The sequence below is a fragment of the Pseudorhodobacter wandonensis genome (assembly GCF_001202035.1).
GTDB lineage: Bacteria > Pseudomonadota > Alphaproteobacteria > Rhodobacterales > Rhodobacteraceae > Pseudorhodobacter > Pseudorhodobacter wandonensis.
In genome coordinates this window covers 290,356-314,351 of sequence record NZ_LGHT01000026.1, presented here as the reverse complement: position 1 = coordinate 314,351, position 23,996 = coordinate 290,356, and the positions used below count along the sequence as shown (strand labels likewise).

The 23,996-nt window shown below is 59.2% G+C and carries 22 protein-coding genes; 13 read left to right on the top strand and 9 right to left on the bottom strand.

The window, feature by feature from the left end:
• The first annotated feature begins 62 nt into the window (after positions 1 to 62).
• A complete protein-coding gene (locus tag AKU79_RS08025) occupies positions 63 to 434 on the top strand; it encodes a hypothetical protein (RefSeq protein ID WP_050523052.1) in 372 nt (123 codons plus the stop codon).
• Here AKU79_RS08025 and AKU79_RS08020 read toward each other — a convergent pair.
• Positions 373 to 1,278, bottom strand: coding sequence for a DUF817 domain-containing protein (locus AKU79_RS08020; RefSeq protein ID WP_050523051.1), 906 nt, complete (start codon positions 1,276 to 1,278; stop codon positions 373 to 375). The genes AKU79_RS08025 and AKU79_RS08020 overlap by 62 nt on opposite strands.
• Positions 1,279 to 1,352: 74 nt before the next feature.
• On the opposite strand from AKU79_RS08020, the gene AKU79_RS08015 reads away from it, so the two are divergent.
• A complete protein-coding gene (locus AKU79_RS08015; RefSeq protein ID WP_050523050.1) occupies positions 1,353 to 1,727 on the top strand; it encodes a bleomycin resistance protein in 375 nt (124 codons plus the stop codon).
• A 52-nt stretch (positions 1,728 to 1,779) separates the two neighbouring features.
• Here AKU79_RS08015 and glyA read toward each other — a convergent pair whose 3' ends face one another.
• Positions 1,780 to 3,084, bottom strand: coding sequence for a serine hydroxymethyltransferase (gene glyA, locus AKU79_RS08010; RefSeq protein ID WP_050523049.1), 1,305 nt, complete (start codon positions 3,082 to 3,084; stop codon positions 1,780 to 1,782).
• Between the two features lie 220 nt (positions 3,085 to 3,304).
• Between glyA and AKU79_RS08005 the strand changes: the two genes are divergently transcribed.
• Positions 3,305 to 4,066 carry an NAD kinase gene (locus AKU79_RS08005; protein WP_050523048.1) on the top strand — a complete coding sequence of 254 codons (762 nt, stop codon included), beginning with the start codon at positions 3,305 to 3,307 and terminating at the stop codon, positions 4,064 to 4,066.
• A gap of 131 nt (positions 4,067 to 4,197) precedes the next feature.
• Here the strand turns inward: AKU79_RS08005 and AKU79_RS08000 are convergent, their stop codons facing one another.
• From AKU79_RS08000 to AKU79_RS07980, 5 genes are all read right to left on the bottom strand, one after another.
• Entirely contained in the window at positions 4,198 to 5,628 is a 1,431-nt protein-coding gene (locus tag AKU79_RS08000; RefSeq protein ID WP_156209567.1) for a sigma-54-dependent transcriptional regulator, read from the bottom strand.
• Positions 5,625 to 7,097, bottom strand: coding sequence for a response regulator (locus AKU79_RS07995; protein ID WP_082223963.1), 1,473 nt, complete (start codon positions 7,095 to 7,097; stop codon positions 5,625 to 5,627). The genes AKU79_RS08000 and AKU79_RS07995 overlap by 4 nt, the downstream gene beginning before the upstream one ends.
• A 191-nt stretch (positions 7,098 to 7,288) precedes the next feature.
• Positions 7,289 to 9,181 carry a propionate-CoA ligase PrpE gene (gene prpE, locus AKU79_RS07990; protein ID WP_050523045.1) on the bottom strand — a complete coding sequence of 631 codons (1,893 nt, stop codon included), beginning with the start codon at positions 9,179 to 9,181 and terminating at the stop codon, positions 7,289 to 7,291.
• Between the two features lie 372 nt (positions 9,182 to 9,553).
• A complete protein-coding gene (locus tag AKU79_RS07985) occupies positions 9,554 to 9,982 on the bottom strand; it encodes a hypothetical protein (protein WP_050523044.1) in 429 nt (142 codons plus the stop codon).
• 22 nt (positions 9,983 to 10,004) lie between these two features.
• Complete coding sequence (locus AKU79_RS07980) at positions 10,005 to 12,284, bottom strand: NADP-dependent malic enzyme (RefSeq protein ID WP_050523043.1); 2,280 nt, start codon at positions 12,282 to 12,284, stop codon at positions 10,005 to 10,007.
• A 173-nt stretch (positions 12,285 to 12,457) separates the two neighbouring features.
• Between AKU79_RS07980 and AKU79_RS07975 the strand changes: the two genes are divergently transcribed.
• The 8 genes from AKU79_RS07975 to lepA all read left to right on the top strand — a co-directional run bounded on the left by AKU79_RS07975 (position 12,458) and on the right by lepA (position 21,615).
• On the top strand, positions 12,458 to 13,534 hold the full coding sequence (locus AKU79_RS07975) for a cupin domain-containing protein (RefSeq protein ID WP_050523100.1): 1,077 nt from the start codon (positions 12,458 to 12,460) through the stop codon (positions 13,532 to 13,534).
• Between the two features lie 148 nt (positions 13,535 to 13,682).
• A complete protein-coding gene (cdd, locus tag AKU79_RS07970) occupies positions 13,683 to 14,084 on the top strand; it encodes a cytidine deaminase (RefSeq protein WP_050523042.1) in 402 nt (133 codons plus the stop codon).
• Positions 14,074 to 15,405, top strand: a complete 1,332-nt coding sequence (locus AKU79_RS07965; RefSeq protein WP_050523041.1) for a thymidine phosphorylase — start codon at positions 14,074 to 14,076, stop codon at positions 15,403 to 15,405. Before cdd ends, AKU79_RS07965 begins: the two co-directional genes overlap by 11 nt.
• On the top strand, positions 15,402 to 16,625 hold the full coding sequence (locus AKU79_RS07960) for a phosphopentomutase (RefSeq protein WP_050523040.1): 1,224 nt from the start codon (positions 15,402 to 15,404) through the stop codon (positions 16,623 to 16,625). Before AKU79_RS07965 ends, AKU79_RS07960 begins: the two co-directional genes overlap by 4 nt.
• The gene (locus tag AKU79_RS07955) at positions 16,622 to 17,623 is read left to right on the top strand and encodes an adenosine deaminase (protein WP_050523039.1); all 1,002 of its coding nucleotides are present in this window, start codon (positions 16,622 to 16,624) and stop codon (positions 17,621 to 17,623) included. The genes AKU79_RS07960 and AKU79_RS07955 overlap by 4 nt, the downstream gene beginning before the upstream one ends.
• Positions 17,616 to 18,248, top strand: coding sequence for a uracil phosphoribosyltransferase (gene upp, locus AKU79_RS07950; protein ID WP_050523038.1), 633 nt, complete (start codon positions 17,616 to 17,618; stop codon positions 18,246 to 18,248). The genes AKU79_RS07955 and upp overlap by 8 nt, the downstream gene beginning before the upstream one ends.
• Positions 18,249 to 18,315: 67 nt before the next feature.
• On the top strand, positions 18,316 to 19,590 hold the full coding sequence (locus tag AKU79_RS07945) for an SPOR domain-containing protein (RefSeq protein WP_156209564.1): 1,275 nt from the start codon (positions 18,316 to 18,318) through the stop codon (positions 19,588 to 19,590).
• A 225-nt stretch (positions 19,591 to 19,815) separates the two neighbouring features.
• On the top strand, positions 19,816 to 21,615 hold the full coding sequence (gene lepA, locus AKU79_RS07940; RefSeq protein ID WP_050523099.1) for a translation elongation factor 4: 1,800 nt from the start codon (positions 19,816 to 19,818) through the stop codon (positions 21,613 to 21,615).
• 123 nt (positions 21,616 to 21,738) lie between these two features.
• On the opposite strand, the gene AKU79_RS19225 is transcribed toward lepA, so the two are convergent.
• Positions 21,739 to 21,882, bottom strand: a complete 144-nt coding sequence (locus AKU79_RS19225) for a hypothetical protein (protein ID WP_231580121.1) — start codon at positions 21,880 to 21,882, stop codon at positions 21,739 to 21,741.
• Between the two features lie 241 nt (positions 21,883 to 22,123).
• Between AKU79_RS19225 and AKU79_RS07935 the strand changes: the two genes are divergently transcribed.
• Together AKU79_RS07935 and parA are read left to right on the top strand one after the other, a co-directional pair.
• Positions 22,124 to 22,348, top strand: coding sequence for a hypothetical protein (locus AKU79_RS07935; RefSeq protein ID WP_156209560.1), 225 nt, complete (start codon positions 22,124 to 22,126; stop codon positions 22,346 to 22,348).
• A 58-nt stretch (positions 22,349 to 22,406) separates the two neighbouring features.
• Positions 22,407 to 23,042: a ParA family partition ATPase gene (gene parA, locus AKU79_RS07930; protein WP_050523035.1), complete on the top strand. Its 636-nt coding sequence runs from the start codon at positions 22,407 to 22,409 to the stop codon at positions 23,040 to 23,042.
• 44 nt (positions 23,043 to 23,086) lie between these two features.
• On the opposite strand, the gene AKU79_RS07925 is transcribed toward parA, so the two are convergent.
• Entirely contained in the window at positions 23,087 to 23,701 is a 615-nt protein-coding gene (locus AKU79_RS07925; protein WP_050523034.1) for a GcrA family cell cycle regulator, read from the bottom strand.
• Positions 23,702 to 23,996 lie beyond the last annotated feature (295 nt).

Sequence of the window (23,996 nt, the reverse complement as noted above, 5' to 3'; positions counted from 1 at the left end):
CAGAGTGGTTGTGCAGTGGTCACGGCAAGGTTAAGCTGTGGGAAACCAAAAGGATGTGTCGCATGGGTGCGGTTTCAATTCAACAAATGGCTGAACGTGTTTCCATCTTGCTTACCGAAAGAATGCACATCAAGGGCCGCGATCTGGGTGACAAGCTGCGCCGTGGTGGCAGGGTTTTGCCGCGCAATGTGCGCCAAGCCGCGCAAGAGCTGGCAACCGCGATGGAGCATTCGCATAATCCCAAACTGTTGCTGCAGATCAATGAACTGAAAGTTGCCGAAAACTACGACATTTGCGTCAAGCATTTGAACGAGAAGCACAAGAACGAAAAGCTGCGGGTGACGCTTTTGGGGATTTCGGTCTCGATCTTGTTCAGCCTTTTGGTCGTTGTGGCGATGGTTGTAGGTGTGTTGGTCTGGCGCGGATATCTGTAGCCGGTAAGGCCGGGGCAGAGAGCGCGGCCCGGCTGACCACGGTGACGGTGACAAAGGCAACGTAAAGCAGCAAGTACCAAGACCCGAGCTTGGCCAGACTGACAGTCTTGCCGGGCAATTGGCCGGAATAGAGCCATGTTCCTGTGGCCGTGCCGATATTTTCCGCAACCCACAGTGCCACGCTGGATAGCAGCGCCGCCAGAGGCATCGGCATCCAGCGCGGGTGCTCGGTGTTGACAAACCAGACACGGGTGCGGGCGTAAAGGATCAGCGTGGCCGCGAACAGGCCCATCCGGATGTCGGGCAAGAAGTGGTGGGCAAAGAAGTTGACGTAAATCGCAACCGCCAGCAGCAGTGTCATCCAGAACGGTGGGTAAGGGGCAAAGCGCATCGAAAAAATGCGGATGACGCGGGCGATATAGCTGCCAACGCTGGCATACATAAAGCCTGAAAACAGCGGCACCCCCATCAGTTTGAACAGCCCCGGTTCAGGGTAGCCCCAAGACCCCGCATGCACCTTGAACCATTCCATCGCTGTGCCGGTCAGGTGGAACAGCAGGATCACCCGTGCCTCTTCCCATGTTTCCAGTTTAAAGCGCAGGAACAGTGCTTGGGTGGCGATGGCGAATAGAAACAGGAAATCATAGCGTTGCAGCGCCCAGTCGGGGTTCCAGACCAGCTTGGTCGCGATGATCATGGCCAGCAGCAGCCCGCCGAACAGGCAGGCCCATGCTTGTTTAAAGATGAACATGAGGAGTTCACCAAATACCCCCGGCAAACGGGCGCGGACGGCATCGCCTAGGCGGCGTTCAATGGACAGGTTGTGTTTGTGTAGCTGGCGCATGGGGGTGTGGATAGCGGGGCTTGCCGCGATTGGCAACTTGTGGCCATGCTCGGGTCTGGAAAAAGGAGAGTGCGATGGAACTGACCCAGATCACGCCATTTGTGCCCTGCACGTCGCTTGCTGTGCAGATCGGGTTTTACCGTGATGTTTTGGGCTTTGTTCTTGGTTATCAGGCCGAGGGCTATGCGTTTTTGCATCGCGATAAGGTGGCGGTGCGATTGGTGCAGGTGTCTGACAGTGTCGATCTGCAAAACCCGGAACGGCAGGGATCATTTTATATCGATGTGAAAGCGCTGGATGCGCTGTATGACAGCCTGAAACCCGCGCTGGACGCATTGCCAAGTGGCCGCGTGCGTGCGCCGTTTGACCAGCCATACGGACAGCGGGAATTTCATGTTGCCGACGAGGATTGCACGCTGGTGTTTTTTGGCGAGACGGTTCGGGCATGAAAAAACCGCGCCAAGCGGGGCTGGCGCGGTTTGGTATGTGTGAGCGCGTGGTTTACAGGCCCGGATAGATCGGGAATTGTTTGCACAGCGCCTCGACCTTGGCTTTTACGGCCTCTTCAACGGCTGCGTTGCCGTCTTCGCCTTTGGCGGCGAGGCCATCAACCACTTCGACAATCCAGTCACCAATCTGGCGGAACTCGGTCTCGGTAAAGCCGCGGGTGGTGCCTGCGGGTGTGCCAAGGCGGATGCCGGAGGTGATGGTTGGCTTTTCGGTATCAAAGGGGATGCCGTTTTTGTTGCAAGTGATATGGGCGCGGCCCAGTGCCTTTTCGGTCGCATTGCCTTTGACGCCTTTGGGGCGCAGATCGACCAGCATCAGGTGCGTATCGGTGCCGCCGGTCACGGTGCCAAGGCCGCCTTTCATCAACTGATCCGCCAAAGCTTGGGCGTTTTTGATGACTTGGGCTTGGTAGGTTTTGAACTCGGGGCGCAGGGCCTCGCCAAAAGCCACTGCTTTGGCGGCGATCACATGCATCAATGGGCCGCCCTGGATGCCGGGGAAAATGGCCGAGTTGACCTTTTTGCTGATCGCTTCGTCATTGGTCAGGATCATGCCGCCGCGTGGGCCGCGCAGGGTTTTATGCGTGGTCGTGGTGGCAACATGGGCGTGCGGGAAGGGCGAAGGGTACAGACCCGCTGCAACAAGGCCTGCAAAATGCGCCATATCAACGAGGAAATAGGCGCCAACCTTATCGGCAATCGCGCGGAAACGGGCAAGATCGAGGATGCGCGGTATAGCCGAGCCGCCGGCGATGATAAGGGCGGGTTTATGCTCTAGCGCCAGCGCCTCGATCTGGTCGTAATCGGGCAGCAGGGTGTCTTTGACAACGCCGTATTGCACAGCGTTGAACCATTTGCCCGACTGGTTTGGCGCAGCGCCGTGGGTCAGGTGGCCGCCTGCATCCAAAGACATGCCCAAAATGGTGTCACCGGGTTTTACCAGCGCCTGAAACACGCCTTGGTTGGCTTGGGAACCCGAGTTCGGCTGAACGTTGGCGAAATCGCAGCCAAACAGTTCCTTGGCGCGGTCAATCGCCAGATTTTCAGCGATGTCGACATATTGGCAACCGCCGTAATAGCGGCGGCCCGGATAGCCCTCGGCGTATTTGTTGGTCATGACCGAGCCTTGCGCCTCCATCACAGCGCGCGACACGATGTTTTCAGAGGCGATCAGCTCGATCTCATCGCGCTGACGGCCGAGTTCGAGCGTCATCGCGCCAAAGACTTCGGCGTCACGAGAAGCGAGGCTTTCGGAAAAGAAACCGGCGTCGCGATGGGTGGTCTTGGGGGCGTTCATGGGCGTCTCCTTGGTCAGATCAGAGGGCGATGGTTTGGGGCTATTTAGTCTAGCTTGGCGGATTGAGAAAGGTAAGAATCCGCCACGATGCCCCGTTTGGGCGACATTGCTGTTTCGCATGGGAAACTTTTAACGCGATTGGGCTGCAAAGCGCCCACGAGGGGTTGAGTTTGGCAGGGGCGATGGCCAAGACTGTGCGAGAGGCAGCGGGGGGAACGTAGTGACGCAACGGATCGCATTTTTGGCAAGCGGGGCAGATGCAGCGCAAAACGCGCTGGTCACGCTGACGGCGCGCTATGGCAACCATACGCCCGAGACTGCGAGCCATATTGTGGCACTGGGGGGGGATGGGTTCATGTTGCAAACGCTGCACCAGACCCAGAGTTTGAACATCCCCGTTTATGGCATGAATTGCGGCACCATCGGGTTTTTGATGAATGCCTATAGCGACGAGGATTTGCCCAAGCGGTTGACCGAGGCCGGCGAAGAGGTGTTGAACCCCTTGGCCATGCGGGCGGGAAGGACCAAGGGGCCAGTGGCGAAGGGGCTGGCGATCAACGAGGTAAGCCTGCTGCGGGCCGGACCGCAGGCGGCCAAGTTGCGGATAACGGTGGACGGGCGGGTGCGGATGGACGAGCTGGTGTGTGACGGGGCGCTGGTCGCAACGCCTGCGGGGTCAACCGCCTATAACTATTCGGCGCATGGGCCGATTGTACCGATCGGGGCCGAGGTGCTGGCGCTGACCGCGATTGCGGCGTTCCGGCCAAGGCGGTGGCGCGGGGCGCTGTTGCCCAAGGGCGCTGTGGTGCGGTTTGATGTGTTGGAGCCGGACAAGCGGCCGGTGCGTGCGGATGCGGACAGTATGTCGGTGCCGGATGTGCTGTGGGTTGAGATCCGGAGCGAGCCGGGCATTCGCCACAGGATTTTGTTTGATGAGGGTCACGGGCTGGAAGAGCGCCTGCTGCGCGAGCAGTTTGCATGATTGAGCAGGCCTGAGGGGGCGTTGCCCCCGCCTTGATTGGGGGCCAATCAAGGCCCCCCAGGATATTTCGGGATAGATGATGGGGAAGCTGTCGGGCGCACGGGGCCGGTTTCGGGCGGCAGGGAGGCGCCTTAGAGTTTAGGGATTTTGGCCCAGGTTTCGAGTTTGCGGTAAATCGTTGACGGGGAAACATCGAGCACCCTTGCCGCGCGCGGTACCGAACCTTCGTACATTTCGATCGTTGCCTCGATGATTTCACGTTCGACTTCGGCCAGAGGGCGGCCGAGCAGGCCGTCGAGCGTTGAGGCGACATGCCCCAGGTTTGCGCTGGGTTGGGGCGGCTGATCGATCGGGGTATGTGTGGCCAGATCTTCGGGCAGCATGTGGCGTTGGACTTTGTCGCCATCATATAGCACCGCGACGTTGCGGATGACGTTCAGCAACTGGCGCACATTTCCCGGCCATGGCAGATCTTGAAACAGGTGGCGGACCTCATCGGACAAGGCGGTAAAGCGGCGGCCCTCTTCCTGTGCAAAGCGGTGGAGCGCGGCCTCGGCGATTTCGATCACATCATCACCGCGGTCGCGCAGAGGCGGCATATGGATCGGGATGACGTAGAGCCGGTAATACAGGTCTTCGCGGAACTGGCCAAGGCGGACGGCTTCGGCCGGATCGCGATTGGTGGCGCAGATGATGCGCACGTTCACCTTGTGCGGGCGGTTTGCGCCGACAGGTTGGACGCTGGAGGTTTGCAGGAAGCGCAGCAGTTTGGTTTGCAAAGCGGGCAGCATTTCGCAGACTTCATCCAGAAACAAGGTGCCGCCATCGGCCGCCGCCGCTGCGCCGATTTTATCAGAGATTGCGCCGGTGAACGAGCCTTTCATATGGCCGAACACCTCGGATTCCAGCAACTCGGCCGGGATCGCGCCGCAGTTCAGCGCGATGAACGGGCCGTTGTTGCGTGGGGATTGTTTATGTACGGCGAGGGCGCAAAGCTCTTTGCCGGTGCCGCTTTCGCCGGTGATAAAGACGGTTGCCATGCTTTGTGCGACCGAGGCAATTTTCTCTTGCACGCGGTTCATTGCCTGAGACGAGCCGATGAACGCGCCTTCGGGTGGGGGGGGCGTTTGGCGTGCGATGCTGCGGGGGCGGGGGGCCTGGGCCTTGGGCGCGTTCAGGGCGTTGTCGATAGACGACAGGAAGCGCAGCTCATCAAAGGGTTTTACCAGAAATTCATGGGCGCCGGCGCGCATCGCCTCGACCGCCTTGTTGATCGAGCCGTTGGCCGTAATGACGATAACATGGGTTGCAGGATCATGGGCCAGAATATCTTGCATCAGGTCAAGACCGTCACGATCAGGCAAAGTGAGATCAAGCAAGACGATACCCGGCGCGCCTTGGAGGAACAGTGCGAAACCTTCGGCGGCGGTGGTTGCAGTGACAACCTTGTGGCCGGCATTTACCAGCGTGGCGCGGTACACCATTTGCAGAGACAGCGTGTCTTCGATCAGCAAAATCGCGGGTGGTCCTGCGGTTTTGGGTTGGCGGCGAGCAGGGGTCATGGCTGGCTGTGTCGTTCCTGTGCAATTCGCGCGATAAACTCTAGCAATTCGGCAAGCCCGCCCAATAGGGCCTTTTGGTGCAAGTCTAAGGTTATACCGTCACGGGCATTCGCCGCAAGGTTGAAGGCGCGGGCACTGGATTCAAGTTTAGGCATCCCGGCGGTGCCTGCCAAAGCGATGAGCACATGCGAAGCCCTGTCGAGCACTGGCCAGTCTAGCACAGGAAGTGCTGCAAGTAATTGGGTTTGCACGGAAATGAGGTCATTTTTGAAATGCATTGCCAGCTCGGTTCCGACAACCGGTCCGGCCATGTCGAGTAGGCGGGAAAATGCTGTCGGGTCAAAGTCTGTTCCGGTTTCGGGCCGAGGGGCGCAAATGGCGCGAAGCAAATCGCTGGCAGAGGTGATGGGTTTGACCAAAACCTGATCTGCGCCGGCAGCTTTTGCGGTTTTCTCGAACTCTGGCAGGTATTGCGCTGCAAGCATGATGACCCGTGCGGGGGAACCCTGTGGGATCGGGTGATCGCGCAGGGCACGGCAGATTTCAAGCCCGCTGCGGCCCGGCAAATCAACGCTGATCAGGGCCAAATCGAAAGCGCCATTCAGCAACGCGGCCCCGGCGGTTGGGCCATCATGCGCAAGTGTGATGTTTGCGCCAGCTTCGCGCAAATAGCGTTGCAGAATGATTAATTGCGGCATGCTTTCATCGGCAATCAATATGCTTTTGCCCAGCAGGAAATTGGTATCGATGGGCCCTGTGGTATCTGCGGAAGGTGTAGAGAGCGGCAAGACCAGCTCGGCCAAGGCGCCGCCGTTTTGCAGGTTTTGCAGATGCAACGTGGCATTCATGCGTTGCGCCAGACTGTGCGCGATGCGCAGGCCCAGCTCGTGGCCCGCAATATCCTGCCATGCGGGCATTGTTGGGGTGTTTGCTTGGGCCGTTGCATGGCGATTGGCATCGGGAAAATCTGGGCCAACATCAGAGATGGTGATGCGTAATTCGCTGGGCGTCGGGCATGTGGCCGTAAGGACGACGGGTTGCCCACCGGAATGGGCCAAGGCATTGCCGAGCAGGTTTGCCAGCAAGCGTTCAACCGCCGTGCGGTTGCACATTACCGTTGCGGGCAGATTGCTGGCCGAAATCTGGACGCAATTCGGGTGCTGCCCCTTTGAGTGCGCCCAGCGACGCTGCAAGTCGCGCAGCAGGTCGGCAAGATTGGTTGGAGCGAAGTCGAGCGTTGGCAGGGCCTGAACGAGGAGCGTGTTGAGCCCTTCGTCCAGCAGACGTGACAGGCTGTCGTTTGCCGCCTTGATGTCATCCAGCTGCGTCAGGTTTTGGGCGGTGAACGTGTTGGCATCAATCCGCGCGAGGCTTGCCGACATATCGGCAATTGCGGAACGCATATCATACGCCAAAAGCGCCAGTTCTTCGTACATTTCGCCTGTCGTCGGGGCTATGGGCGATTTCATTGACAAGGGTGACCCGAGGCAAAGGCGCAGCTTCCGGCGATGGCAAAGATATGGATCAACATAAAAATAAAACCTGCATCCAAGTTACGAATGCAGGTTACGCCTGTGGCGACGGTTGTCTAGCGGGTAAACATGGTTAACTTTCCCCCTAATGACGCAAGTTTGCGTGATAGGTTTTACATTGGGGCCGGTTAACCCTGCGCGAGGCCAAGTGTTTGAAGCGCTGTGCGGATCTCATCGAGGACTGCGGGGTCTTCGATTGTGGCCGGTGCTTTGAAGTCCTGGTTGTCAGCGATTTTGACCATGGTCGAGCGCAAGATTTTGCCGGAACGGGTTTTCGGCAGGCGCGCAACCACCACAGCGCGTTTGAAATCTGCCACGGGGCCGATTTTGTCGCGCATCAGCTTGACGCATTCCTTGATCACATCGGCCTCGTCCCGGTTGCAGCCGGAATTGAGGCAAAGAAACCCGAGCGGCGACTGGCCTTTCAATGCGTCGGCCACACCAATCACGGCGCATTCGGCCACATCGGGGTGGCTTGCCAGCACCTCTTCCATCGCGCCGGTAGACAGGCGATGGCCGGCGACGTTGATCACGTCATCCGTGCGAGCCATGATGTAGAGGTAGCCGTCTTCGTCAATATAGCCGGCATCGCCGGTTTCGTAAAAGCCGGGGAAATGGGTGAGATAGGCCTTTTTGAACCGCTCTTCGGCGTTCCAAAGTGTGGGCAGGGTGCCGGGGGGCAGGGGCAGTTTGACCGCAATCGCGCCGAGGGTGCCAGCGGGCACGGGGTGGCCGCCTTCGTCGAGCACTTGCACGTCATAGCCGGGCATTGGCACCGAAGGCGAGCCGACTTTGATCGGCAGTTCTTCGATACCCAGCGGGCAAGCGGCGATGGCCCAGCCGGTTTCGGTTTGCCACCAGTGGTCGATTACGGGGATGTTCAGCGCGGTCTTGGCCCAGTTGATCGTATCGGGGTCGGCGCGTTCGCCTGCAAGGAACAGGGCCTGCAGGTGTTTGAGGTTATATTCGGACACCAATTTGGCCTGAGGGTCTTCGCGCTTGATCGCGCGCAGGGCGGTGGGGGCGGTAAAGAAGCTTTTTACCTTATGTTCGGCGATGACCCGCCAGAAGGTACCTGCATCAGGGGTGCCAATGGGTTTGCCTTCGAACACCACGGTTGTGCAGCCGGCGATCAGCGGACCATAGCAGATGTAAGAGTGGCCAACGACCCAACCGACATCGGACGCAGCCCAGAACACATCACCCGCCTCGACGTTATAGACGTTTTTCATAGTCCAGTTGAGCGCGACCAAATGGCCGGCGGTGGCACGTACAACGCCTTTGGGTGCGCCGGTGGTGCCGGATGTGTAGAGGATATAGGCGGGGTGGTTGCCCTCGACAGGGACGCAATCGGCGGGGGTGACGCCGTATTGAAAGCCGTGCCAGTTGACATCGCGGCCCTCGACCAGTTTCGCAACCTCTTGTTCGCGCTGAAAGATCACGCAGAAGTCGGGTTTGTGTTTTGCCATATCAATGGCGCCGTCGAGCAGCGGTTTGTAGTGGATAACGCGGGAGGGTTCGATACCGCAAGAGGCTGCGATGATCGCCTTGGGTTTGCAATCGTCGATGCGCACGGCAAGTTCATTGGCGGCAAAGCCACCAAAGACCACAGAGTGGACTGCACCAAGACGGGCGCAGGCCAGCATTGCCTCTAGCGCCTCGGGGACCATCGGCATGTAGATGAGGACGCGGTCGCCCTTTTCGACGCCTTTGGCACGCAATGCGCCGGCGAGGGTGGCGACGCGGTTGCGCAGTTCCTCATAGGTGATGGAATGTTTGGTGCGGGTGACGGGGCTGTCATGGATGATGGCAAGCTGGGCACCGCGGCCGGCCTCGACATGGCGGTCAACGGCGTTCCAACAGGCGTTGACCATGCCATCGGAAAACCAGTCGTAAAGCGGTGCGCGGCTGTCATCCAAAGCGCGGCTTGGGGGTTTGTCCCAGTCGATTTTCCCGGCCGCTTCCATCCAGAATGCTTCGGGGTCGGCTTTCCAGCCAGCGTAAACCTCTGCGTATGCCATCGTATACCTCCTCCAGTTCACCTTTGTTACGCCGCGTCAAATTACATGGCAAGATTGTTGCGCGGGCTTTACTGCGCTTATTGGTCACGTTTAGCGCAAACAGCGCGAGAGGCTGATAAGGGGAGGGGACGCTCGCGCCCCCTCGGGGCGATGCCCCTCACCCCCTGAGGATATTTGGGCCGAACAGAAAGCGGATTTGGTTCGCGTTGCAGGTAGATGTGATCATCATGCCGCGCGGCAGCCTTGGAAGCGGATTTTGGGGTGCGAGAGGGCGAGGGGGGGGCGGGGATGTGCGGCTCGATCCGGATTTTGCCGCTGCGCGGGTGCGGGGCGCATTGAGTTGTCAATCGGGCAGGGCTGCGTTGAGTGTGGTCATATCCCAGCGCAGATCGGCCCAGCGGTTCGGGCATTGGCTCGGGCCGTTGGCATAGCCCCAATAGCCGACGGGGGATAGGCTTTGCCCCGTTTGGTATTGACCCTTTGCCTGCCAGTACAACGCCAGATCTGGCTTTCGCCATCATCATGGCTGAGGTGCGGCAGCAGCGGCATCGTGCCAATTGGAAAGCCCGCATCCGAGGTTTGCGTGTGGTGCCGGGGGGGCCATATTCTGCGCAAGGGGTCATCGCCCCAGCACGGCAAAGCGGTGCGGCCAAAGGCGGGGGCGATGACATGGGGTGCGGCCCAAAGCGCCGTAAAGGCCAGCGCAAGGGTAGGCCCGAACGGCAAGCGGTCTTTGGCAAAGGCCAGCGCGGCAAGCCATGCCGACCGCCGGTTTGGGTGAATATGGTTTCGGGCCGGCAATGGCAGCCCGAAACCAGAGATATTAGCCGTAATGCGCGACCGGCGTGCCTGCCAGTGCCGACATATTCAGCAAGCCCCGCGCGGTGATCGAGGGTGTGACGATATGGGCTTTGTTGCCCATGCCCATCAGAATCGGGCCGACCTCTAGCCCGCCTGCGCGCATTTTCAGGATGTTGCGCACGCCGCCTGCGGCATCGGTATTGGCATAGACCAGCACGTTTGCGGCCCCTTCGTAACGGCCGCCGGGAAAGAGGCGGTCGCGCAGGGATTGGTCGAGCGCCGCATCGGTGTGCATTTCGCCCTCGTACAGAAAATCGCGCGGAGCGGAATCCAGAATTGCCAACGCAGCGCGCATCCGCCGCCCTGTGTCGCTGTCGAGGTTGCCGAACTGCGACCCCGAACAGAGTGCGATTTTCGGCATCATGCCAAAGCGTTTGACGTGCCGCGCCGCGCCGATGATGGTTTCGGCAAGTTGGTCGGGCGTCGGTTCTTGGTGGACATGCGTGTCGGCGATAAACAGAGGGCCGTCCTCGAGGATCATCAGCGACAGGGCGCCGACAGGGTGTAGCCCGTCGGTTGCCAAGATCTGCTGCACATAGTTCAGGTGCCACAGATATTGGCCAAAGGTGCCGCAGATCATGCTGTCAGCCTCATCCCGGTGCACCATGACTGCGGCAATTGCAGTGCTATTGGTGCGCATCACGGCGCGGGCGATATCGGGTGAAACGCCCTTGCGGGCCATCAGGTGGTGGTAGGTTTCCCAATAATCGCGGTAGCGCGGGTCGTTTTCGGGGTTCACGAGGTCGAAATCGCGGCCGGGGCGGATGGGCAGGCCTGCGCGTTCGCAGCGGCTTTCAACCACCTCGGGGCGGCCGATCAGAATCGGCTTATCGGTGGTTTCCTCGATCATCGCGTTGGCGGCGCGCAGCACGCGCTCATCCTCGCCCTCGGCAAAGACGATGCGGCGGGTGACGGTGGCGGCGGCTTGGAATACCGGCCGCATGATCAGGGCGGAACGGAATACCGAACCGTCAAGCTTTTGCTTGTAGGCGTCGAAATCATCGATCTGTTTGGTGGCAACGCCGGTTGCGATGGCGGCTTTGGCCACGGCGCTGGCGACAACGCCAATCAGGCGCGGGTCAAAGGGCTTGGGGATCAGATATTCGGCACCAAAGGTCAGCTGCTCGCCTTTATAGGCGGCGGCAGCCTCGGCGCTGGTGGTGGCGCGGGCGAGGGCGGCGATGCCTTCGATACAGGCCAGCTCCATCTCGTCATTGATCGTGGTGGCGCCGACATCGAGCGCCCCGCGGAAAATGAACGGAAAGCACAGCACGTTGTTAACCTGGTTCGGGAAATCCGAACGACCCGTTGCCATGATCACATCGGGGGCCACGGCGCGGGCCTCATCAGGCGTGATTTCGGGGGTGGGGTTGGCAAGCGCAAACACGATCGGGCGTTTGGACATGCGGGCAACCATTTCGGGTTTCAACACGCCGGGGCCGGACAGGCCGAGGAACAGATCGGCGCCGTCGATCACCTCGCCCAGCGTCCGCTTGTCGGATTTCTGGGCAAATTCGGCCTTTTGCGGGGTCATATCTTCGGTGCGGCCCTCATAGACCAACCCTTTGATGTCGCAGAGCCAGACGTTTTCGCGTTTGACGCCCAGTTTCAAAAGCATGTTCAAACAGGCAATGCCTGCAGCACCGCCGCCGGTTGATACGATCTTGATGTCTTCGAATTTCTTGCCCGCCACATGCAGCGCGTTGGTGGCAGCAGCGCCTACGACGATCGCGGTGCCGTGCTGGTCATCGTGGAACACCGGAATGCCCATACGCTCGCGGCAAATAGATTCGACGATAAAGCAGTCGGGGGCTTTGATATCTTCGAGGTTGATTGCGCCAAAGGTGGGCTCCAGCGCGCAAACGATATCGGCCAGCTTGTAGGGGTCGGGTTCATTCACCTCGATGTCAAAGCAATCGATATTGGCAAATTTCTTGAACAGAACGGCCTTGCCTTCCATCACCGGCTTGGAGGCCAGCGCGCCGATATTGCCAAGGCCCAAAACGGCAGTGCCGTTGGATACCACGGCGACCAGATTGCCCTTGGAGGTATAGCGCGTCGCGGTGGCAGGATCGGCTTTGATTTCAAGGCAGGCTTCGGCCACGCCGGGGCTATAGGCCAGTGACAGGTCGCGGCCGTTTGCAAGCGGCTTGGTGGCCCTGATTTCCAGCTTTCCGGGCTTCGGATGCTCGTGATAATAAAGCGCCGCTTGCCGCGTGGTGTCGTGCCGAGTGTCGTCCATTCTATGCCTCCCGATAGGTGGTTTAACCCTAAACCATTCTGCGCCTGCTGCAAGCCTGCGGCGCGAAAAGGGACAATCAGGATTAACTTGATAATAGGGTCGCGGTTTAGCGATTGAAATTGCGCTGCAGGGTTTGCATGCTGCGCGGGAAAATCGCAAAGCCCGAGGATGATATGGCCGAGATCCGCGCCGAAATACGCCTGCCGACCCAAGAATTGCGCGACGACCTGCCGTTTTTCACCAAAGTGCTGGGGATGCGGTTGGATATGATTTACCCCGCTGACAACCCCGAAGTGGCAGTGTTTTCCGGCCACGGCTTACGAATCCGCATTGAGAAAGGCGCGGCTGAGGCGCCGGGTACGATCCGTCTGCTGACCGATGATCCCGGTGCTTTTCCGGCGCGCCACATGACCGCGCCGAATGGCACCAGGGTTGAGATTGAAGAGCTTGACCCGCCTTTGGTCTTGCCCGCCACCCAGCACGCCTTTGTGGTGCGCCGTTTGGCCGATCAGGCCCCTTGGGTGATCGGCCGAGCAGGTATGCAATACCGCGATCTGGTGCCCAGCCGTCTTGGCGGCGCGATCATCGCCAGCCATATCCGCATCCCCGATGGCGGCCCGGTGCCCGATATGGTGCATTTCCACAAAGTCGGTTTTCAGCTGATCTTTTGCGTCAAGGGTTGGGTTGATGTGGTGTACGAAGACCAAGGCCCCAAAATCCGGCTGACAGCCGGTGATTGTTTTATCCAACCGCCAGAAATCCGGCATCGTGTGCTAGAAGCATCGGACGGGATAGAGGTGATCGAAATCGGCGTTCCGGCAGAGCATGTGACCGAAATTGACCATGACATGCAGCTGCCAACCCCGCATCTGCGCCCAAACCGCGAATGGCAAGGCCAGCGCTTTGTCCATAATATCGGCGCGCAATCCCCCTTCAAACCGTTCCGCATTCCGGGATTTGAGGCGCGCGATACCACCATTAACGCCGGCACAAAAGGCATGGCCAGCGTTATGGTTGCGCGCCCAACTGGCCCAGCGCCCGCCACCAAACACGATACCGATATCCTTTTTACCTATGTGATGTCAGGCGAAATGACGCTGCGAGGGGAAGGCAAAGACCCCTACCGCCTCTGCGCAGGCGATGCCTTTGTCATCCCGCCCGGATTTCAAACACATTATACCGACACAACGGCCGATCTGGAGCTGCTCGAAGTCACGCTGCCGGGGACATTCACCACAACCCTTCTTTAACCCTATCATCTATCCAAAAAATATCCCCGGGGAAGGGGTCTGGGGAGGGGGCAGGCAGCCCCCTCCCCAGCGCTTGCCACCACGTCACTGCTTGCAAGTTGCGCACGGCAGTTCCACAGTTGACCAACCCCAATGACGGAGCCCGAACATGTCCTTGCTCAAAGCTGCTACCAATGTGCGCGAAAATGCCTATGCGCCTTATTCCAAATTCAAGGTCGGCGCGGCCCTGCGCAGCACGGCGGGCAATGTTTATCTTGGCGTGAACGTTGAAAACGTTGCCTATCCCGAAGGCACCTGTGCCGAGGCCGGTGCGATTGCCGCGATGTGTGCGGCCGGCGATTATCAAATAGCCGAGCTTTTGGTCATTTCCGACAGCCCGACCCCTGTTACCCCTTGTGGCGGGTGCCGCCAGAAAATCGCTGAATTTGCCGGGCCAGAGGTTGCTATCACCATGGTTAATCTGCAAGGCGTGACCAGCGTTGTCACCGTGGCGGATTTGCTGCCGGGGTCGTTTAATGCAGGCCATATGGCCAATGTCGATGCCGGCTGAGTCTGCCCCCGCGTTTGAGGCCCGCGCGATAATCGCCGATCTTCGCGCGGGCGTGCCCCCCAAACCGGGCGCGCTGGACTGGTTTGCGCGCGGGCTTGCCTCGGGTGAGGTGTCGGATGCACAGGCCGGCGCCTTTGCCATGGCGATTTGCCTGAACGGTTTGGCCGATACGGGGCGGCTGGCGCTGACCCGCGCCATGCAAAACAGCGGGATGCAGCTGGAATGGGATTTGCCGGGGCCGGTGCTGGACAAACACTCGACCGGCGGTATTGGCGACTGCGTGTCGCTGCTGCTTGCGCCGGCCTTGGCGGCGTGTGGGGCCTATGTGCCGATGATATCGGGGCGGGGCTTGGGCTTTACCGGCGGCACGTTGGATAAGCTGGAATCCATTCCAGGCTTGCGCACGGATGTCACGCCGGGCCAGTTGCGCGATCAGCTTGCCCGGACACGCTGCGCGATTATTGCCGCATCAAAGCAAATAGCCCCGGCCGATCGCCGTCTCTATGCCATTCGTGATGTGACCAGCACTGTCGATAGCATTGACCTTATCACCGCATCTATCCTGTCGAAAAAGCTGGCGGCGGGGCTGGAGGGGTTGGTTCTGGATGTCAAATGCGGCTCTGGCGCCTTTATGAAAACCGAGGCAGAGGCGCGGGTTTTGGCGCAGGCTTTGGTTGCAACTGCGCAAGGTGCGGGGTGCATGACAACCGCACTGATCACCGACATGTCGCAGCCTTTGGCCAATGCGGCGGGCAATGCGCTAGAGGTGATTGCGGTGATGGAAACCCTGACGGGGATGTCGGTTGATCCATCGCTCTGGGATCTGACGGCGGCGCTGGGGGGCGAGGCGCTGGCGCTTGGCGGGCTGGCCTCGGATGCAGCGGATGGCGCGGCGCGGATTGAACAGGCACTGGAAAGTGGCGCTGCGGCAGAATATTTTGGCCGGATGATCGCCGCCCAAGGGGGGCCTGCCGACTTTGTTGACCGCTGGCCTGACCGCTTGCCTGCCGCGCCGGTGATGATTGATTTTCCCAGCCCGCTGAATGGGTTTATTACGGCTATCGATACCGAGGCACTGGGCAATATTGTGGTGCATCTGGGGGGCGGTCGGTTGCGTGAAACTGATCGTATCAACCCCTCGGTCGGTTTGTCCGACCTTGTCGGGCTGGGGCAGGCGGTAGAGCCGGGGCAACCGCTTGCGCGGGTTCATGCCGCCACGCAGGCGCAGGCCGACGCCGCGTTGAAACAACTTGCCGCAGCCTATACGATTGGAGAAAGCGCGGCAGAGGAGCCGCCCCTTATTCTTGGAAAGATCACATGACACAGAACCGCGCCTTTTTGATTGTGATGGATTCGGTGGGGTGTGGTGGCGCCCCGGATGCCGCCGATTTTGGCGATGAGGGTGCGAATACTTTGGGCCATATTGCCGCGGAATGTGCCGCCGGCCGTGCCGATGTGGGCCGTGAAGGGCCGCTCTTGCTGCCAGTATTGGGGCGGTTGGGGGTGGCCAATGCGATGGAACTTTCTGTCCCCGGATCATCCGAGGCGCTGGGCACGGCGCAATCGCTGGCCCGCAGCACCGCGTCTGGCCTTTGGGGGGCCGCGACCGAGGTGTCGCGCGGCAAGGATACGCCTTCAGGGCATTGGGAACTGGCAGGCGTGCCGGTGCCGTGGGATTGGGCCTATTTCCCCGATACGGTTCCTGCCTTTCCCGACGATGTCGTGGCCGAGGTTTGCCGCCTTGCAGGGACCGAGGGTATTTTGGGCAACTGCCATTCGTCTGGTGTGCCGATCATCAACGCGCATTGCGAGGAACATCTGCGCACGGGTTGGCCGATATGCTATACATCTGCCGATAGCGTGTTCCAGATTGCCGCGCATGAAGAGGCGTTTGGATTGGAGCGTTTGCTGAAACTCTGTGCTGACCTTGCGCCGTTTTTGCATGCCCGCAAAATTGGCCGCGTCATTGCACGGCCCTTTACCGGCACGCCTGACAATTTCAAGCGCACGCCAAACCGCCATGACTTTGCGATAGATCCGCCCAGCCCGACCTTGCTGAACTGGGTGCAGGATGCGGGCCGCGCCACCCATGCGGTGGGTAAGATCGGCGATATTTTCTCGCAAAGCGGGGTTGGCAAGTTGCACAAGGGTAAATCCGATGCTGACCTTTTCGAACAACTTTTGGCGTTGCAAGAGGTGGCCGAGCCCGGTTCTTTGACCTTTGCGAACTTTGTCGAATTTGACAGCCTTTATGGCCACCCGCGCGATGTGGCAGGCTATGCCCGCGCGCTGGAATGGTTTGACGCGCGGGTGGGGGCGTTTATGGCCCGTATGCGCCCCGGTGATCTGGCGATTTTCACCGCCGATCATGGCAATGACCCTACGTGGCGCGGCACCGAACATACCCGCGAGCGGGTGCCGGTGTTATGCGCAGGCGTGCCGCGGGGCGAGATTGGAATTTGCGCCTTTGTCGATGTTGCGGCATCGGTCGCGGCGCATTTGGGAATTGAAAATAAAGGGCCGGGGAAGAGTTTTCTATGAATTATGTATCAGCCACCAACCCTGCCAAAATCGAACTTCATTTGCATCTTGAGGGCGGCGCGCCACCTGCGTTTATTCGGGGATTGGCAAAGGAAAAACATATAGATGTCGGCGGTATCTTTGATGAGCACGGCAATTACAAATATACAGATTTCTGGGATTTTCTGCGCGTCTATGAGGCGGCAACCCAGCCTTTGCAAAGCCCGCAGGATTTTCATCGGCTGACCTTGGCGGTGCTAGAGGAAAGCGCCAAATCGGGGGTGATTTATACCGAGGCTTTCTTGTCGCCCGATTTTTGCGGCGGGCGTGATGTCGGCGCATGGCGTGAGTATTTGCATGCCATCCGTGAAGCTGCGGATATTGCCGAGAAAACCATGGGCATCACCCTGCGCGGTATCATTACGCCGATCCGGCATTTCGGGCCGGAAAAGGCGCGTGAAACCGCAGTTTGCGCTGCCGAAACAGCGGGCGATTGGATTGTTGGCTTTGGCATCGGGGGGGATGAAAAATCCGGCCATCTGTCTGATTTTAAATGGTCGTTCGATTGCGCGCGTGAGGCGGGTCTGCGCATCACCGCCCATGCGGGCGAGTGGGGTGGGCCGGAAAGCGTGCGCTCGGCTGTAGCTGACCTGAATGTGGAACGCATTGGCCACGGCGTACGCGCGATTGAAGATCTGGCGCTGGTGGATGAATTGGCCGAAAAAGGTGTGGTGCTAGAGGTTTGCCCCGGGTCGAACGTGGCGCTGGGGCTTTACCCGAGCATTCGAAAGCACCCGATAAACGAGCTGTATAAACGTGGCGTGAAGGTGACGGTTTCCACCGATGACCCGCCATTTTTCCACAGCACCATGCAAAAGGAATACCAAAACCTGCATGAGGCGTTTGACTGGGATGATGCGTTTTTTGACCAATTGGCCAAAGCATCGCTTGACGCGGCCTTTTGTGACGCCGATACAAAAACCCGTCTGCACAAGAAACTGGAGCAAGCCAATGCATGATCATTTGACAATCGTCAGCCACCCGTTGGTGCAGCATAAACTGAGCCTGATGCGCGACAAGGAAACCTCGACCGCCAGTTTCCGGCGGCTGCTGCGCGAGATCAGCCTGCTGCTGGCCTATGAGATCACGCGCAATCTGGACATGACGACCAAGCGGATTGAGACCCCGATCGAGCCGATGGATGCGCCGATTTTGGAAGGCAAGAAACTGGCGCTGATTTCGATTTTGCGGGCTGGCAACGGATTGCTGGACGGTATTCTGGAATTGGTGCCCGCGGCGCGGGTGGGCTTTGTCGGGCTTTACCGCGACCCTGAAACGCTGAAACCGGTGCAGTACTACTGCAAAGTGCCGGATGCATTGGAAAGCCGGATGACGATTGTGGTCGATCCGATGCTGGCCACAGGTAATTCCTCGGTAGCGGCGATTGATTTGCTAAAGGCGCAAGGCGCTGTAAATATTCGGTTTCTATGCCTTTTGGCGGCACCCGAGGGCGTGGCGCGCATGAAAGAGGCACATCCCGATGTGCCCGTTGTGACAGCCGCACTGGACAGCCATCTGAACGATCACGGCTATATCGTTCCCGGGCTAGGGGATGCGGGCGATCGCATGTTTGGCACCAAATAGCGGGTTTTTAGGCTTTACTCGGACAGCATGATGACTCATTATCCCCTAGTGCTACATGGGGGTAGTCATGCTGTTCAAATTTATAGCGGTCGCCGGTTTGGCGGCGGTTTTCGCCGTATCATCTGCGCAGGCCCAATCACTATCCGGGCCAGCCGAAAACCCACCAGCCAGCTTTAAGGGCTCGCAATATGTTGATAGCCGCGGCTGCGTATTTTTGCGCGCGGGTATTGGCGGACGGGTGACCTGGGTTCCAAGAATTTCGCGTGATCGCAAGGCGTTGTGCGGCCAGACGCCCGCCGCCGCCGCCAGAGAGGTGGCCGCTGTTCAGGCGCCGATGCCTGCTGCGCCTGCTGTAGCTGCACCAGTTGTGGCGGCGGCCCCGCAAGCCACGGCCCCAAAACGCACGAGCGGTTCTGTTGGCAAGCCGATGGAAACCGTTGCAAGCAAGTATTATGCGCCAAGAGCTGTTGCCGCCGCGCCAAAGCCGCAGCGCAGCGCAGCGGCCACGGTACAACGGCATAACGCTTGTCCGGCCTCTTCACCCTATGGTGCGAAGGTTACTTTGACCGACGGTCGGCGCTCGGTGCTGTGTTCTTCGGATCCCGGGTTTGACGTGCGCGCTGCCGCAAACCGCGTTCAGACGGCGGGCAATGCCCCGCAACCGCAAATGCAGCCGCGTATCCAAGCGGGCACCCAGCAGGCGGCATTGACGTCTGGCACAGGTTACACGCCGAAAAGGGCCTATCTGCCCGAGGTGAATTATTCGGGCAATGGCTATCAATGCCCCGCTTCGGCGCCTGTTGCACGGCGCTTTGCCGTGCGGGGGGGCGGCACGACGGTGCGGTGTACGGCGCTAGGTGCTGCCGGCTCTGTGCCGGTTTTGGCGGCTGGCACGGATATTGTGGTGCCCGAAGGCTATCGCAAGGCCTGGAAAGACGACCGGTTGAACCCCAATCGCGGGGTAGGAACGGCGCAAGGCCAAGCGCAGCAAGACCAGATTTGGACGCGGGATGTGCCTGCGAAGGCGGTGACCACGACAACCAAGCGCAAGGTTTATGCGACGTCGTCCAGCAATATGCCCCGCCAAAGCACGGGTGGCAAAGCCAAGGGCGTAACAGGCCGCTATTTTGTGCAGGTCGGTACCTTTGGCGAAGCGGCCAATGCCGCGCGGACGGCTTTGCGGTTGCAAGGGCTTGGCCTGCCGGTCGCAAAATCGCGCATCACCAGCAATGGGCGCCAATTGCAAATCGTTATGGCCGGACCTTTTGGGGATGCTAGTGCGGCCAATGCGGCACTGTCTGCAGCCCGCCGCTCGGGGTTTGGTGACGCTTTTATTCGGTAACTACAGGTATCCACGCCCCATTCGGGGGCGCGGCAAGAAGTCGGGCAGAATAAACCTTACCCCCCTTTGGCACCGTCCAAAGGGGGTTTTTCTTTTCGCGGCGCAGGGGGATAGGCGATGAACGCCGGCTTGGTGCGGTTTGCCATGTCTGGCAGGCGCGAAATCTATCGGTTTGGGCGCAACTAACCTCTTTCACAGCTTTATGAGACAGGCTATATGGCCAACATGACCGATCTTGATCTCATCCGCAATTTTTCCATCGTGGCGCATATCGACCACGGCAAATCCACCCTAGCGGATCGCCTGATCCAGCTGACAGGGACGGTGGCCGAACGCGATATGAAGGCACAGATGCTCGACTCAATGGATATTGAGCGCGAGCGTGGCATCACGATCAAGGCCAACTCGGTCCGGATTGAATATCCGGCAAAGGATGGCAAACGCTATATCCTGAACCTGATCGACACCCCCGGCCATGTCGACTTTGCCTATGAAGTGTCGCGGTCGATGCGGGCGGTTGAAGGCTCTTTGCTGGTGGTTGACGCCAGCCAAGGGGTTGAGGCACAGACGCTGGCCAACGTGTATCATGCGCTGGACGCGGGGCATGAAATCGTGCCTGTGCTGAACAAGATCGACTTGCCTGCCGCCGAACCTGCGCGGGTCAAGCAGCAGATCGAGGACGTGATCGGGCTTGATGCCTCGGATGCGGTTGAAATCTCGGCCAAATCCGGCCTCGGTATTCCCGATGTCCTAGAGGCGATTGTGACCCGCTTGCCGGCGCCCAAAGGCGACCGCAACGCACCGCTAAAGGCGATGCTGGTCGATAGTTGGTATGACAGCTACCTTGGCGTGGTCGTTATGATTCGCGTGATTGATGGCGTGATCCGCAAAGGTGACCGCATCAAGATGATGCAGACCAATGCGGTGTATGGCGTTGATAAGCTGGCGGTTTTAAAGCCCCAGATGGTTGATATTGCCGAGCTGGGGCCGGGCGAGATTGGCATTTGGACAGGCTCGATCAAGCAGGTGCGGGATACCCGCGTAGGCGATACGATTACGTCGGAAAAGAAAGGCTGCGAGACGCCGCTGCCGGGCTTTAAGCCTGCGCAACCTGTTGTTTTCTGTGGCCTGTTCCCTGTCGATGCCAATGATTTTGACGCCCTGCGCGATGCGATTGAAAAGCTGCAACTGAATGATGCGTCTTTCAGTTCCGAGATGGAAACCTCGGCCGCGCTTGGCTTTGGCTTTCGTTGTGGCTTCCTTGGGCTACTGCACCTTGAGGTTATCCGCGACCGCTTGGAACGCGAATATGACCTTGATCTGATTACAACCGCGCCATCTGTGGTCTTTCACCTGCATATGCGGGACGGTGAAGTGCGTGATTTGCACAACCCTGCCGACATGCCCGACCTGACGCTGGTGGATCATATTGACGAGCCACGGATCAAGGCGACCATTCTGGTGCCGGATGAGTATCTGGGTGATGTGTTAAAACTTTGCCAAGATCGCCGCGGGATTCAGATGGATTTGTCTTATGCCGGCCCGCGCGCGATGGTGGTCTATGACTTGCCTTTGGCCGAAGTGGTGTTTGATTTCTATGACCGGCTGAAGTCGGTTTCCAAGGGCTATGCCAGCTTTGACTATGTGATCTCGGAATATCGCGAGGATCATCTGGTTAAAATGTCGATTCTGGTGAATGACGAACCGGTCGATGCCTTGTCGATGATGGTTCACCGTGACCGCGCCGAAATGCGCGGCCGCGCGATGGTGGAAAAGCTGAAAGACCTGATTCCGCGCCATATGTTCAAGATCCCGATCCAAGCGGCGATTGGTGGCCGTGTGATTGCCCGTGAAACACTGTCGGCAATGCGCAAAGACGTGACGGCGAAATGCTATGGCGGCGATGCGAGCCGGAAGAAGAAGCTGCTTGAAAAGCAGAAAGCCGGTAAAAAGCGGATGCGCCAGTTCGGTAAAGTGGAAATCCCGCAAGAGGCCTTTATCAGCGCCTTGAAAATGGACAGCTAAGGACAGGCAATACGCCGATGATTTTGCCGCAGCCATTCAACGGCTGCGGCGCTTTGTCGGGTCGCGAAAGCCGCAATCTCGGCTGTGTTGGGGAAACACGGCGGAAAGTGCTGGCCTGCCCAATCACAAGCTCTTTTGTATCTGACGCGAGCTGTCGGTGATGACCTCGCCCGTGGTTTTTACGTCGCGGCCGACGCCTTTCATGGTTTCACAGCCGGTTAGCAGCACCAGCGCGAGCGCGGCAAAAACGAACATTGGATTGCGCATTAGGGTTTCCTTTCAGTTGGTTCCCCATGTCTTACCATGTTCGACAACGTCGGCGCTACGGGATTTCTGCGCGCATTTTCGCGCTGTTTGGTGCATTGGCGGGTGGTCCCAACTGATGGTCACTTTGTCGCTTAATGATCTGTTAACCAAGTGGTGCTAGATCGGTGATATGAGAGCCCTGATTTTAGCCTTTTCACTTGCAGCATGCGGTGCCCAGCCGACGCCCACAATGTGGGGGGCCGTGCGCAGCGATGTTACCCGCGATGGCAGGCATTACGCGGTTTTTCAAAAAGGCAATCAAGTCGAGATTATCCGCCTCGGCTATGCCAAACGCGGCGAGCATCAGGCCATTCGCGCCACGATGATTACGTTGGTTCAAGAGGTTACGGGGTGCCGGCTGGCCGAAACCACCCTGCAAGGCGATAGCGGAGAGATGCGGGGGCGCGTTTCCTGCCCGCGTAAATAGGCCACATGCATTTCCCCGCGCCCTGTGCTACGCTGCGGTGCAGAAAAGGGGGAATCATATGGCCCACATCATCACAATCGCCCAGCAAAAAGGCGGCGCAGGCAAAACCACGCTTGCGGTCAACCTCGCGATTGCATTCGCACGGCAGGATATGCGGGTCGCGATTTTGGATACGGACCCTCAGGGGTCGCTTGGCCGTTGGTTCATGGCCCGCCGCGAGCTGCTAGAGGAACCGGATTTGGAATTTGGCACGTCCTCGGCCTGGGGCGTAAGCTATGAGTGCGAGAAGCTTGGCAAAACCAATGACATCGTGATTATCGACACGCCGCCGAAAGTTGACAGCGACCTGAAACCCGCCTTGCGCGAGGCAGATTTGATCCTCGTTCCGGTTGGGTCATCGCATGTCGATTTGTGGGCGACGGATGGCGTGGTGGATTTGGCGGTCAGGGTTGGGAAACGCTGTGTTATTGTGCTGAACAGGGTAAAGTCCGGGACACGTCTGGCCGATGAGGTTGCCGCTGCGGCGGCCGAGATTTCTGCGGATGTAGCCACCACAAGCCTTGGGCAACGTGTTGTTTATGCAGAAACTTTGGGGCAGGGCCGCGCGGCGCAAGAGGCCGGAAAGTCGGCAGCCTCGGCAGAGGTGACAGCCCTTGCCGCCGAAGTGCTTTCGCTGCTGGCCGCAAAGGAATAAGGCCGCCCGAGGGCGGCCAATTCTGTATTCTATTCGCGCCGCCCTTAGCGGCGACGATCACGACGCGCCGACATCGGCTGAAACGCCACGCCCACATGCGCCTCACAATAGGGTTTGCCAGCCGTTGAAGGCAAGCCGCAGAACCAGAATTCTTCGGTCGCGGGGTCGCCGATTGGCCATTTGCAGGTCCGCTCGGTCAATTCCATCAGGCTGATTTTCTTGGCGTGTTTTTCAACTTCGCGGACCGAGGCAAGCGCCTCCGGGCTGATTTCATTGGCCGAAGGCTGTGGCGGCAAAGGCTGGCCTGCAGGCACGATCGATTTACGCAGTGGCAAAGGGGTGACATTGTTCACGACCTGCGCCACGGTTGGGTTGATCGCTGTCGTCGAAGGACGTGGCGGCGGCGCGGCGGGCTTTGGCTCGGCAGCGCTGGGGGCCTCGGCGGCCCGAGCGGCGGGTTCGACCTTTGGGGCAACGGGTGCCTCGGCTTCTTCTTTGCCCGCTGTGCCACTGGTGCGGTTGGACAATCCAAGGCGATGCACTTTGCCGATCACGGCATTACGGGTAACGCCGCCAAGTTCCTTGGCGATCTGGCTGGCGCTCTGGCCCTCAGCCCACATTTTCTTAAGCGTTTCAACACGCTCATCTGTCCAGGACATGCCGATCTCCGGTGTTATGGGCGGCCCACGGTTGCCCGTAGGGGGCGCTGTATCGCCCGTTTAGCTGTGACAGATGTATTTACTACCCCAAGGCTTTAGATACAAGGGTCTGATAGTGCCTCTGTAAAATCCGGCTTTACAGGCGTGGCGCTTTGGCCTAGCAAAGCCGCATGATCGCACAGGTTCGTCATATCCAGCTGCCCCGACGCCGACGCTAATTCACGCGTTTTCGGCCGATCACCCTTGCCTTTTTGGCACCCGCCCTCTCTCATATATCCGTTGACTTGGTCGTTTG

Bases quoted from the DNA above. Each gene is read 5' to 3' on its own strand.
- AKU79_RS08025 (WP_050523052.1), top strand. From the start codon at position 63: ATGGGTGCGGTTTCAATTCAACAAATGGCTGAACGTGTTTCCATCTTG.
- AKU79_RS08020 (WP_050523051.1), bottom strand. From the start codon at position 1,278: ATGCGCCAGCTACACAAACACAACCTGTCCATTGAACGCCGCCTAGGC.
- AKU79_RS08015 (WP_050523050.1), top strand. From the start codon at position 1,353: ATGGAACTGACCCAGATCACGCCATTTGTGCCCTGCACGTCGCTTGCT.
- glyA (WP_050523049.1), bottom strand. From the start codon at position 3,084: ATGAACGCCCCCAAGACCACCCATCGCGACGCCGGTTTCTTTTCCGAA.
- AKU79_RS08000 (WP_156209567.1), bottom strand. From the start codon at position 5,628: ATGACCCCTGCTCGCCGCCAACCCAAAACCGCAGGACCACCCGCGATT.
- AKU79_RS07995 (WP_082223963.1), bottom strand. From the start codon at position 7,097: ATGAAATCGCCCATAGCCCCGACGACAGGCGAAATGTACGAAGAACTG.
- prpE (WP_050523045.1), bottom strand. From the start codon at position 9,181: ATGGCATACGCAGAGGTTTACGCTGGCTGGAAAGCCGACCCCGAAGCA.
- AKU79_RS07980 (WP_050523043.1), bottom strand. From the start codon at position 12,284: ATGGACGACACTCGGCACGACACCACGCGGCAAGCGGCGCTTTATTAT.
- AKU79_RS07975 (WP_050523100.1), top strand. From the start codon at position 12,458: ATGGCCGAGATCCGCGCCGAAATACGCCTGCCGACCCAAGAATTGCGC.
- cdd (WP_050523042.1), top strand. From the start codon at position 13,683: ATGTCCTTGCTCAAAGCTGCTACCAATGTGCGCGAAAATGCCTATGCG.
- AKU79_RS07965 (WP_050523041.1), top strand. From the start codon at position 14,074: ATGCCGGCTGAGTCTGCCCCCGCGTTTGAGGCCCGCGCGATAATCGCC.
- AKU79_RS07960 (WP_050523040.1), top strand. From the start codon at position 15,402: ATGACACAGAACCGCGCCTTTTTGATTGTGATGGATTCGGTGGGGTGT.
- AKU79_RS07955 (WP_050523039.1), top strand. From the start codon at position 16,622: ATGAATTATGTATCAGCCACCAACCCTGCCAAAATCGAACTTCATTTG.
- upp (WP_050523038.1), top strand. From the start codon at position 17,616: ATGCATGATCATTTGACAATCGTCAGCCACCCGTTGGTGCAGCATAAA.
- AKU79_RS07945 (WP_156209564.1), top strand. From the start codon at position 18,316: ATGCTGTTCAAATTTATAGCGGTCGCCGGTTTGGCGGCGGTTTTCGCC.
- lepA (WP_050523099.1), top strand. From the start codon at position 19,816: ATGACCGATCTTGATCTCATCCGCAATTTTTCCATCGTGGCGCATATC.
- AKU79_RS19225 (WP_231580121.1), bottom strand. From the start codon at position 21,882: ATGCGCAATCCAATGTTCGTTTTTGCCGCGCTCGCGCTGGTGCTGCTA.
- parA (WP_050523035.1), top strand. From the start codon at position 22,407: ATGGCCCACATCATCACAATCGCCCAGCAAAAAGGCGGCGCAGGCAAA.
- AKU79_RS07925 (WP_050523034.1), bottom strand. From the start codon at position 23,701: ATGTCCTGGACAGATGAGCGTGTTGAAACGCTTAAGAAAATGTGGGCT.